Below are 12,161 nucleotides of genomic sequence, written 5' to 3'. Positions count from 1 at the left end.
TGTTTTTATGTTATTAAATGATTTGAAAATTCTTCTTCAAAAAAAGGATAAGGAATGCCAATTATAGTTATTTCAAACTCTTCAGAATCTTGGCCAGTTATATAGCATCCAATTCCTTTTATTTCTGTTCCTTTTTCGTTGAAAACTTTTAAGTTTGGAATAGTTTGAGTTGATATAAAATGATCTTCTGAGGATTCTTCAGCTTTTATAGAATTTATTTTACAATAATTGCTAAAGAAATTATAGTCAAGATTTTTGTTGGTAAAATTAATATTACCAAAGACAACTCCCATTGGCGGATCGGCTTTTTCTAATTTAGAAAAACCGATATTTATATTATCGAGAAATATGTTGTAAGTCATTATTTAAGTAAAAGTTAAGATGTCATTTTTGAAAGTTCCTCTTCCAGTTTATCAAAGTTCTCCTCATTTTTATCGACAACATAAGGTTTTAATTTCTGGCATTCTTCTTCAGTTTCAAAAAGCATTTTAAAAACTACTTTGGTTTGATTTTCGGCAACTGTTTTAAATGTTGTCAAGATTTGAAAAAGCGGTTTAGAATGGCGTTTCCAAGCAATAAGATTAGGTTTGTCAATTTTGATGAATTCGCATTCGTTGGCATAATTTCCCACTTCTGGACCATGCATAATAAAACTCCATTTACCGCCTTCGCAAAAATTAAACTCATGAAAAGTATTGGTGAAACCTTTTGGGCCCCACCAATTTTTCAAATGTTCAGGCATGCTCCATGCTTTGAAAACAAGTTCTTGAGGAAAATTCAAAATTCGTGTGGTCACGATTTCTGAATCTGGTGTTGTGGAAAGAATCTCTGAAGTCATTTCTGAAAAGTTTTAAATTAAACGAAATGCGGTATGATAAAGTTACGTTTATTTTTGTAAATCAATTATTCTCCTGTTTTTTCAAAATTATCGTAATAAGTAAAATCTTGGGTGATTTTTCCATTTTCGATAGTGAAAATTGTACAGATTTGTAAAGTGAATTTTGATTTATCAATTCCAGTTCCCGTAGAAATAAATTCGACAATAATGTTCTTTTCGCCTGAAGGATAAATCTGCAATATTTTATCTTGAATATTAGGAAAATAAGCTCCAAGTCCAGCATATTTTTCTATAATTTCCTGCTTAGATTGTCTTCTAACGCCAATTCCAAAAGTCGGATCTTTAAATTCAGCATTTTCAATGTACATATCCGACATTTCCTTCCATTGATGTTTATTGAAAAGATCAAAATACTGTCTTATAAGTTTTTCGTTTTCTGATGCTGCTTTTGCTGTTTTATTGCAAGAAATTAAGCTAATTGAGAGTGCGAGAATAATTAAAATGTTTTTCATGTGTTTTGGGTTTAAATAGTTTCAAGGTTATCCCATTCGTATTCTATTTTGTTTACTTTCATATAGTAAGGAATTAGAAGTAAAATTTCTAATCTAAAAGAAAAATGGTCTTTTCCGGCACTGAAAGGAAGTATAAACAAGGAAGCAATGCATATTGCAATACCCACGATGGCATCTATTTTAGCAATCATAATTGCATTTGGTTTTTCGAACCAAAGAGAAAATGCTGCAAAAGCTTTTAGAAACATGACGGCGATAATAAAAAGTCCTGTTCCTGAATAAGCGGTATCGCTAGAGAATCCGTAAAGAGATAAGTTTACATTTGGAACAAAAAGATTTGTAATTAGAGATCCAATGGCAGCTATACCCATTAACATAAAAATCCAACAGAAAACTTTTATCCACCATGGAAGTAATTTGCGTCTTATTACGTCTGGTTTTTCAAATTCATCAAATTGACCTTTTAATTCTTGTTCCATGTTTTTGGTTTTAATTAGTTATTATTTGTTTTGGGAATTTCTTGGTTTATCTGTTTTTTTTCTTCTATTTCTTTTATTTTTTTGACAATCCACGGCAGTGTTAATCCTTGTCCAATTAAAGTCAATAATACCACTGCGACCGAAATAAAAATAATAGCATTTCGATGAGGAAAAGGAGTTCCGTCTTCTAGAAATTTAGGAAGCCCGATTGCGATTGCCAATGATACAATGCCACGCATGCCAGACCAGCTTATAATTAGGCTATTGCCAAAATCGAGTAGCGCGTGCTCGCTGACTTTTCGTTTTCCTTTTTTGTTGTTTAGAAAGGCTTTTTGCAAGTTTTTCTTTTGAAAAAATACTCTTGTCATTCTAGTTAATAATGCAACGATTGTAATGATAACGGCATAACCAATATAGGGTAAAATCATACCATCGTCGATGTCTTTTAAAATATATCGAAAATTGAGTCCGATTAAGATAAAAATCAATCCGTTGAGTAAAAAAATAATAACATCCCAAAGGCTTTTCGAATTGTTTTTTAAATTTTCAGGAAAGATTTTATTGCTTAAACGTGCCATTGCTAAACCTAGAATAACAACTGCAATCACTCCAGAAACATGTAAGTGTTCTGCAACTAGATAGGTTACAAATGGCATTAAAAGCATAAAGCTCACAGTTACATTTATGTTTTTGCGAACTTTTCCAAGAATAAAAGCAAGGATTTTACTCATTACAAAACCAACCAAAAAACCTCCTCCAAGCAATAAAGCAAAGTTTAGAGCCGCTTTCCAAATAATAAAAGCAGAACCCATTGCGGTCGCAACTGCGAAACGATAAGCAACAAGGGCAGAGGCGTCATTTATAAGACTTTCGCCTTCTAATATTGTAAGTGTTTTTTCAGGCAAACCAAGACCCTTTGTAATGTTTACAGCTGCAACAGCGTCTGTGGCAGAAAGAATGGCGCCTAGAACAAAAGCCAAAGGCCATGTCATGCCTGGAATCATGTAGTGAGAAACAACTGCAATCCAAAATGTAGTAAGGAATACAAGCGGAATTGCCAATGTACTAATAGTGCTAAGATTTGTTTTAAAATGTTTGGGTGAAATATTGAAAGAAGCGTCATATAACAATGGCGGAAGAAATATCAAGAAAATAATTTCTGGATTGATTTCGATTTCTCGCATTGTTGGAACAAAACCAATGAGGACTCCCACAATAACTAAAAGAATAGGATAAGGTAGTTTTGACTTTTCTGCGAATGCAGATAAACCAATAACGATGGCTAATATAAAAATGATGATTGTGTAGTTCTCCATTCGGGCATTAATTATTACTCAATTGTTTTTCTAAATTTTCAATTTCAGAAGGTCCGCTGACATTTTTCTTTACAATATTTCCGTTTTCATCAATCAAAAAATGCCAGGGAATTCCCATAGACTGATTGCCGTATAAGCTTCTTAAATTGGCATCTAATTTTTCATTTACTCTGATATGATACCCTTCTAAATTATAAAAATGAATCATTTCTTTCCATTGCTTTTCTCTGCTTTCTTTGTCAATAGAAATATAAACCAATGTAATGTTTTTCGATTTTAATAATTCATAAAGTTTAGCATTGTCTTTAAATTCGGCTTTACACGGACTACACCATGTTGCCCAAATGTCAACATAATATTGTTTTCCATTCAAACTTTTTAAAACATCATTTATAGTATTAAGACTGGAAGAATTAGCTATAAAATTAATTTTTTCATTTAATGGTTCTGCTTGTTTTTTATGAAAAGCAATAATTGGCATAATTACAGGCTCTAAAAAGTGTGTGTATGGACTAAAAGGATATTCTTTTTTGAATTGCTCAAAAAGCGTAATCAGTTCTTTTTCGTAATTATTATTTATCGCTTCATAATAAACATAAGCGGCGAAATAATATTCTAGCTGAAGTCCAGATAAATATTTTTTTGCGTTGTCTATGTTATGAGTATGGATCTGACCTTTTTTCTGAAATTCAGCTAATATTTTCGTGTCTATTTTTTCAAGTATTAATTCGTTGTAACGCAGATAATTTTCGATATAAAAATAAAACCACGGCGAACTTAAAAGTTTAGAATTTGTAACTGGATTTGATTGGAAAATCTCTTTCCACATTTCGCTAAATTGTTCCTTGGAAAGTTTATTTTTATTTTGTGCCACAAGCAAATAATTAATAAAAGCGAGACCTCCTTGTATTCCTTTATAAAAATAATCTCGATCTGTTTCTACGAGATTGTAAAAATCTTTGGAGATTACTTTTTCTTTCAGAAGCTTTTTAAACCCCGCTATTTCAGCTTCTTTGCTCTGTTCTATTTTTTGTTTTATTTCTGATGGAACACTGTCTTGTGTATATTTTTTTGTTTCCAATTCAAAATGACCGCCTACAATCATGCTTCGATTTGGAATCTGGTTGTAAAGTATCTGGCCTTTTTGGTTTGGAGATTCTACAATAAATTTATTCTCAGAAGCTTCAGTATTGATGTTGACTTTATAAGTCATGCCAGGCTCTACAATTAAAGTTCCGTAAGATTGGTAACTGTTTGATAAATCAATAAAAGAAGTTTTTTCTAAAGAAATAGTGATTTGAAAATTGCCATACGAATCGATTTGAGCAGAATCTGTAAATCCGAAATAATCGATTCCGTGAATTGGTAAAGTATATTCAATGATATCTGGAATTTTTCCTGTGATTTTTCCTGTAATTTTTATTTCGTTCTTTTTTCCCTGACCAATAGCTAAGGATGAGAACAGTAGTATTAAAATAAACTGAGTTAACTTCATTTTTTTACGTTTTAATCAGGTTTTGCTTATTTCAAATATAGATTATTTTGTGATAAAAGAATGATACTTCTGCTAATAATGACATGAAAAATAGTGGTTTGCCATATCTGTCAGTCTTGAAAAATGTCATGTTGTCAGATGATTTTTACTGTGCCAATATGAAAACTGACAATTTTATTTGGTTTTTTATATTGGCACAAAGATTGACTTATGCCACCTGAGTTATAAAATTAAATCAAAAATTAAATATATAAAAAATGGGTAAAATAATCGGAATTGACTTAGGTACGACGAACTCTTGTGTTTCTGTAATGGAAGGTAACGAAGCAGTTGTTATCCCTAACGCAGAAGGAAAAAGAACTACACCATCTATCATCGCTTTTGTTGAAGGTGGAGAAATTAAAGTAGGTGATCCTGCAAAAAGACAAGCAGTAACGAATCCTACAAAAACGATTGCTTCTATTAAACGTTTTATGGGACACACTTTTGCTGAAACTCAAGATGAGGCAAAAAGAGTTCCTTACAGTGTTGTAAAAGGTGACAACAATACTCCACGTGTGGATATTGACGGTCGTTTATACACTGCTCAAGAATTGTCTGCAATGACACTTCAAAAAATGAAAAAAACTGCTGAAGACTATTTAGGTCAAACAGTAACTGAGGCAGTTATTACGGTTCCTGCTTACTTTAATGATGCTCAGCGTCAAGCTACAAAAGAAGCTGGTGAAATCGCTGGTCTTAAAGTTATGCGTATCATCAACGAGCCAACTGCTGCTGCACTTGCTTACGGATTAGATAAAAAAGGAAATGATCAAAAAATTGCTGTTTACGATTTAGGTGGAGGTACTTTTGATATCTCTGTTCTTGAATTAGGAGACGGTGTATTTGAAGTATTATCTACAAATGGTGATACTCACTTAGGTGGTGATGATTTTGACCAAGTTATTATTGACTGGTTAGCTGACGAATTCAAATCTGAAGAAGGTATTGATTTACGTTTAGATCCAATGTCATTACAGCGTTTGAAAGAAGCTGCTGAGAAAGCTAAGATTGAATTATCATCTTCTGCTGAAACAGAAATCAACTTACCTTACGTAACTGCTACTGCTTCTGGACCAAAACACTTAGTGAAAAAATTATCTAGAGCTAAATTTGAGCAATTATCTGATGCATTAGTAAAACGTTCTATGGAACCAGTTGCTAAAGCATTAAAAGATGCAGGTTTATCTACATCTGATATCGACGAAGTAATCCTTGTAGGAGGTTCTACTCGTATGCCAAGAATCGCTGACGAAGTTGAAAAATTCTTCGGTAAAAAAGCTTCTAAAGGTGTTAACCCTGATGAGGTTGTGGCTATTGGAGCTGCTATTCAAGGTGGAGTTTTATCTGGAGATGTAAAAGATGTATTGTTACTTGACGTAACGCCTCTTTCTTTAGGTATCGAAACTATGGGTGGTGTATTGACTAAATTAATCGAGTCTAACACAACTATTCCAACTAAAAAATCTCAAGTATTCTCTACTGCTGCTGATTCTCAACCATCTGTTGAAATCCACGTATTACAAGGAGAAAGAGCAATGGCAGCTGATAACAAAACTATCGGTCGTTTCCACTTAGATGGTATTCCACCAGCACCAAGAGGAGTTCCTCAAATCGAAGTAACTTTCGATATCGATGCTAATGGTATCATCAAAGTTTCTGCAACTGATAAAGGAACAGGAAAATCTCACGATATCCGTATCGAAGCTTCTTCTGGATTAACAGCTGAAGAAATCGAAAAAATGAAAAAAGATGCTGAAGCTAACGCTGATGCTGACAGAATTGCAAAAGAAAGAGCTGAGAAATTGAACGAAGCTGACAGTACTATCTTCCAAACTGAATCTCAATTGAAAGAGTTAGGAGATAAATTGACAGACGATCAAAAAACAGCTATCGAATATGCTTTAACTGAATTGAGAATGGCTCACCAATCTCAAGATCTTGACGCAATCCAAAAAGGATTAGACAATGTAAATGCAGCTTGGAAAACAGCTACAGAAGCAATGTACGCTCAAGGTGGTGAAGGACAACAAGCTGCTCCACAACAAGAGCAGTCTTCTGGAGACAACGTTGAAGACGTTGAATTCGAAGAAGTAAAATAATTTACTCGTAGAGAAGCACTGCAGTGCGTCTTTACAATTGAATATAAAAACCGAGTCAGAAATGGCTCGGTTTTTTTTATGGGTATTGTTTTACATAGAGACGCACTGTAGTGCGTCTAACTCTAGGTTTTCCACAAACTGATAAATGTCATTTCCTGTTCAAATTCTTTTTCGTAATATTACTATTGTAAATTTTCGTGAATGAGAAAGATTAAATACAAGAAAGGGCGCAAGCTGCAACACATTACTTTAGAGTATACTGGCACGCATAAAGAACATGAAACAGAGATGCAGCTTTTTGTATATAATGACGCTGATGTTGTCGAATACGATAAGTTTACCGTCTTGGCATTAAATTCTTGTTTTGATTATACAAAAAACAATTGGCTCAATATTCATGGACTTAATGATATTGACCTTATTAAAACGATTGGTGCGCATTTCAAATTAGACGATTTCCTGCTTGCCGATATTTTAAATACTACCAAAAGAACAAAATTAGAGGATCAGCAAGATATTCTGTTCTTCAATATAAAATCACTTCTTCCTTCTGAATATTCAGATAATATTAGTGTAGAGCAATTAAGCTTTATTTTGAAGGATGGAATTTTAATTTCCTTTCAAGAAAAACGAAGCGACTTCTTCACGCATATTCGAGAGCGTTTACGTACGCATGCGGGAATAGTTAGAACCAAAAAGGTAGATTATCTCTTGTATTTACTTTTAGACGCTGTTATGGAGAATTTCTACATCACATTGGAAGACGAAGAAGATAAGATTGAAGAATTAATCAATTTGACAAAAAAAGAAGCGAAACCTATTATTTTAGAAAAAATTGAAAATCACCGAGATAATTTAAATTTTCTAAAACGTTCTATAGTACCGCTTAGAGATTCGCTTTATTATTTGAAAACGAAAAAAGACGATGATGAAGATAATGGTTTAATTCAGAAAGACACTTTCAATTTCTTTATTAGATTGCATCAAAAGAGTTTGGAGCTTTTGGATCAAATAGAATCAGATATGAGTGCTTTAGAAAGTGCTTCTAACTTTTATTTTTCAGAACAAAGCAGAAAAATGAACGAAATCATGAAAACGCTGACTATTATTTCAGCAATATTTATTCCGCTTACTTTTATTGTGGGAGTGTACGGAATGAACTTTGAAAATATGCCAGAACTCAAAATGCAAAATGGCTATTTTGTAGTAATGGGCGTAATGTTTTTGCTGGTAATAGCCCTAATCATTTATTTTAAGAAAAGACGATGGTTTTAACGTTTGTTTTGTTTTAGAAGAATGTGATTTTACATAAATTTGTTATTTAGAATAAATATAAATAATTATGAGTAAAGCAATATATATAGCCACTAGTGACCATAATAGTGGTAAATCAATTATCACGCTCGGTTTGATGAGTATCTTAATTGGTAAAACAGCCAAAGTAGGGTATTTTAGACCTATAATAGAAGATTTTGTTGATGGTGAGGTAGATAATCATATCGAGACCGTTTTGTCTTATTTTAACCTTGATATTGCGTTTGATGATGCGTACGCTATTACTAAAAGCAGATTAATTAAGAAAAAGAATAAAGGTAAAATAGGAGAGGTTCTCGATTTAATTATTGAAAAGTATAAAAAACTAGAAGAACGTTTCGATTTTGTTTTGGTTGAAGGAACAAGCTTTACCGGAGAAGGAACTTCGATCGAATTAGATTTGAATGTTTTAATAGCTAAAAACCTTGGAATTCCAACCATAATTGTTGGTTCTGGAGTTGGTAAAACTTTAGAAGAACTTTTAGACAGTTTGTATTTGGTTTACGATTCTTTCAAATTAAAAGAGGTTGAAGTTTTATCAGTTTTTGCAAATAAAGTCCAGCCAGAGAATATCGAATTGGTTACCAATAGTTTACAAAAAAGTCTGCCGTCAAACGTATTAATCAACACAATTCCGCTTGTTTCTAGTTTGAATAATCCAACTATGCAGGAAATTGTAAACGAATTGAATGCTAAAGTATTATTTGGAGAGAACTATTTAAACAACGAAATTGGTCACTATAGTGTTGGAGCGATGCAATTGCATAATTATTTAGTGCATTTGCATGACAACGCTTTGGTAATCACTCCTGGAGATCGTTCAGATATTATTTTAGGAGCCTTACAAGCCAATGAATCGGTTAATTATCCAACTATTTCAGGGATTATCTTGACTGGAAATATTGTTCCAGAAGAAAGCATTTTAAAGCTTATTGAAGGGCTTTCTGCCATTGTGCCAATTATTGCTGTTGATGGCGGAACTTATCATATTACCAATAAAATAGGCTCTATTAAATCACAGATTTACGCTAACAATACGCACAAAATTGAAACATCAATCAATACTTTTGAAAAGTATGTCGAAATCGAAGCTTTATCGCAAAGAGTAATTACTTTCCAACCTGAAGGCATGACGCCAAAAATGTTTCAATACAATATGGTTAAAAGAGCGAAACAGCATAGAAAACATATTGTATTGCCAGAAGGAAATGATGACCGAATTATTACAGCAGCATCAAGATTATTAGATATGGATGTGGTAGATATTTCTATTATTGGAGACAAAAAGCAAATTGAAAGCAAAGTTGCGGAACTTGGACTCACATTTGATTTTTCTAAAGTAAACATCATAAATCCGATCGAATCTGAAATGTATGAAGATTATGCTAATACTTACTATGAGCTTAGAAAAGCGAAAAATGTAAGTATCACAATGGCAAGAGATTTAATGGAAGATGTTTCGTATTTTGGAACGATGATGGTTTACAAAGGCCACGCTGACGGAATGGTTTCTGGCGCAGCACACACCACGCAACATACTATTTTGCCAGCATTACAATTCATTAAAACAAAACCAAATTCGTCTGTAGTTTCTTCTGTATTTTTCATGTGCTTAGAAGATAGAGTTTCTGTTTTTGGAGATTGTGCCATCAATCCAAATCCGACGGCAGAACAATTGGCAGAAATCGCAATTTCTTCTGCAGAATCAAGTTTAGCATTCGGAATTGAACCCAAAATAGCTATGCTTTCTTATTCTTCTGGATCATCAGGAAAAGGAGATGAGGTTGATAAAGTAAGAACTGCAACAGCCATTGTAAAAGAAAAAAGACCAGATTTAAAAATTGAAGGACCGATTCAATACGATGCAGCGGTTGATTTAAGTGTTGGAAAAAGCAAAATGCCTGATTCTGAAGTGGCAGGACAAGCTAGCGTGTTGATTTTTCCTGATTTAAATACAGGAAACAATACTTATAAAGCGGTTCAAAGAGAAACCGGAGCTTTAGCAATTGGTCCAATGTTACAAGGTTTAAACAAGCCTGTAAACGATTTAAGCCGTGGCTGTACTGTAGATGATATTATCAATACAGTAGTCATTACAGCCATTCAGGCGCAGGGAATGTAAATAATTGTGAATTGTTAATGGTAAATTATTAATTATACTTTGCCTTGAAAATTACTTTTGTTTAAATGTGAATTCATGATTATAGAAAAAATAAAAAACTTTGAGTAAAAAAAACTCATCACCTTAGAAACTTAGCATCTTAGAATCTTTATAAAAAATGAAAATACTTATAATAAACTCAGGGAGTTCTTCAATTAAATATCAATTAATGGTAATGCCAGAAAATGAAGTAATTTGTTCTGGTATGATTGATAGAATTGGTTTAGAAACTTCAAATATTACTTTTAAAACGGCTGTTGCTTCACGCGAAGAAACGCTTCCAATTCCGAATCATAAAGTAGGTTTGCAAAAAGTAGCCAATATGCTTTTGGATGCTGAAAAAGGCGTTATTAAATCTACTTCAGAAATTTCGGCGGTGGGACATCGTGTCGTTCATGGCGGAAGCGATTTTAGCGCTACAGTAAAAATTGATGAAAAAGTAAAAGCAAAAATTAAACAGCTTTTTGAATTGGCGCCATTACACAATCCTGCTAATTTAGAAGGAATTAATGTGGCAGAAGAAATTTTCAGTTCGGCCGAGCAAATTGCGGTTTTTGATACGGCTTTTCACCAAACAATGCCAGAAGTAGCTTATAAATATGCTATTCCGAATTATCTGTTAACAGAAAATAAAGTTCGCGTTTATGGTTTTCATGGAACAAGTCATAAATATGTTTCTGAAAAAGCGATTAATTATTTAAAGGATAATTCAAAAATAATTACCATTCATTTAGGAAACGGTTGCAGTATGGCAGCTATTAAAAACGGAAAATGTATTGATACTTCAATGGGATTTTCTCCTTCAAATGGTTTGATAATGGGAACGCGCGCAGGAGATATTGACCAGTCGGTTGTATTTTATATGATTAAAAATTTAGGATATACTCCAGATGAAGTGAACGCCGTTTTATTAAAACAAAGCGGTATGCTAGGACTCACAGGTTACAGCGATTTACGTGATATTGAAGCAGAAGCAGAGAAAGGAAACAAAGATTGTCAACTGGCTTTACAAATGAATGCGTATAGAATTAGAAAAACAATTGGCGCTTATGCCGCAGCTTTAAATGGATTAAATGCAATTGTTTTTACGGCTGGAATTGGAGAAAATTCTTCATTTATGCGTAATTTAATTTGCACCGATATGGATTATTTCGGAATTGAAATTGATAAGGAAAAAAATCAAATTCGTTCAAAAGAATTGAGAGAAATCAATTCAGAAAATTCTATTGTAAAAGTTTTAGTTGTTCCAACAGATGAAGAATACGAAATTGCAAATCAGGTTTATCAATTATTAGAAAATTAATAAACCGATTTATTTAGATGGCAGTAACAAAAATTCCGCTCACAAAAGAAGATATTATATTGGTTAAAAATAGAATTAAAGCTAATTCTGTCATTAGGCTTTTGGGATCAGGTTTTACGCTTATTGTCCTCTTAATTGTTTATTTGTCTACGGGCCGTGATACTTCAAACGATACTTTTTGTTTTTTTAAAATTGCAGTTATTGTTATCAATGCTTTTCTTCTTATAGGCTGGCTCAGGGATACTAATTTATATAACGATTTGAAAGATAGGCAAAAGTATGTTGGGACTATAAAAGTGAAACACAAGAACTATCATTATGATAGTGAAAATAATTCTACAATCTATCAGATTATCTTTGATGAATGGAGAGTTGGAAATGTATGTTTTATAGAAAAATTTTGGAATGATATAAATGAAGGCGATGAATTTTACGTTGAACAGGCAACTAATTCCAGTTTAATTCTAAAATTAGAGAAAGATAATGTTGACTTTAAAATAGGATTAATTGGCTAAATATCTGCTAACTGTTTTATTTTTAGGTAATAATAAGAAAAGCTTCTGCATTTGGAAGCTTTTTTGCTTTTCGGAAATTAAATATTT

At 32.8% G+C, this 12,161-nt stretch carries 11 protein-coding genes; 5 read left to right on the top strand and 6 right to left on the bottom strand.

Annotated elements, in window-relative coordinates; genetic code table 11:
- Positions 1–5 precede the first annotated feature (5 nt).
- From OD917_RS18375 to OD917_RS18350, 6 genes are all read right to left on the bottom strand, one after another.
- The gene (locus OD917_RS18375; RefSeq protein ID WP_263524883.1) at positions 6–362 is read right to left on the bottom strand and encodes a hypothetical protein; all 357 of its coding nucleotides are present in this window, start codon (positions 360–362) and stop codon (positions 6–8) included.
- A gap of 14 nt (positions 363–376) precedes the next feature.
- Positions 377–838: an SRPBCC family protein gene (locus tag OD917_RS18370; protein ID WP_263524882.1), complete on the bottom strand. Its 462-nt coding sequence runs from the start codon at positions 836–838 to the stop codon at positions 377–379.
- Positions 839–903: 65 nt separating this feature from the next.
- On the bottom strand, positions 904–1,350 hold the full coding sequence (locus tag OD917_RS18365) for a nuclear transport factor 2 family protein (protein ID WP_263524881.1): 447 nt from the start codon (positions 1,348–1,350) through the stop codon (positions 904–906).
- An 11-nt stretch (positions 1,351–1,361) separates the two neighbouring features.
- Positions 1,362–1,829 (bottom strand): hypothetical protein, encoded by a 468-nt coding sequence (locus OD917_RS18360; RefSeq protein ID WP_263524880.1) that lies wholly within the window; start codon positions 1,827–1,829, stop codon positions 1,362–1,364.
- Between the two features lie 14 nt (positions 1,830–1,843).
- Positions 1,844–3,145, bottom strand: a complete 1,302-nt coding sequence (locus OD917_RS18355; RefSeq protein ID WP_263524879.1) for a Na+/H+ antiporter — start codon at positions 3,143–3,145, stop codon at positions 1,844–1,846.
- A 7-nt stretch (positions 3,146–3,152) separates the two neighbouring features.
- Entirely contained in the window at positions 3,153–4,640 is a 1,488-nt protein-coding gene (locus OD917_RS18350) for a TlpA family protein disulfide reductase (protein ID WP_263524878.1), read from the bottom strand.
- Positions 4,641–4,897: 257 nt separating this feature from the next.
- On the opposite strand from OD917_RS18350, the gene dnaK reads away from it, so the two are divergent.
- The 5 genes from dnaK to OD917_RS18325 all read left to right on the top strand — a co-directional run bounded on the left by dnaK (position 4,898) and on the right by OD917_RS18325 (position 12,074).
- Positions 4,898–6,781 (top strand): molecular chaperone DnaK, encoded by a 1,884-nt coding sequence (gene dnaK / locus OD917_RS18345; protein ID WP_263524877.1) that lies wholly within the window; start codon positions 4,898–4,900, stop codon positions 6,779–6,781.
- 201 nt (positions 6,782–6,982) lie between these two features.
- Complete coding sequence (gene corA, locus OD917_RS18340; protein WP_263524876.1) at positions 6,983–8,056, top strand: magnesium/cobalt transporter CorA; 1,074 nt, start codon at positions 6,983–6,985, stop codon at positions 8,054–8,056.
- Between the two features lie 67 nt (positions 8,057–8,123).
- On the top strand, positions 8,124–10,217 hold the full coding sequence (gene pta / locus OD917_RS18335) for a phosphate acetyltransferase (protein WP_263524875.1): 2,094 nt from the start codon (positions 8,124–8,126) through the stop codon (positions 10,215–10,217).
- 157 nt (positions 10,218–10,374) lie between these two features.
- Entirely contained in the window at positions 10,375–11,559 is a 1,185-nt protein-coding gene (locus tag OD917_RS18330; protein WP_263524874.1) for an acetate/propionate family kinase, read from the top strand.
- Positions 11,560–11,576: 17 nt separating this feature from the next.
- Complete coding sequence (locus tag OD917_RS18325) at positions 11,577–12,074, top strand: hypothetical protein (RefSeq protein WP_263524873.1); 498 nt, start codon at positions 11,577–11,579, stop codon at positions 12,072–12,074.
- The last annotated feature ends 87 nt before the right edge of the window (positions 12,075–12,161 follow it).

Source organism: Flavobacterium sp. SH_e (assembly GCF_025717045.1).
Taxonomy (GTDB): Bacteria; Bacteroidota; Bacteroidia; order Flavobacteriales; family Flavobacteriaceae; genus Flavobacterium.
Note: the sequence above shows the minus strand (reverse complement) of the source record. Positions and strands in the feature narration are given on the sequence as shown.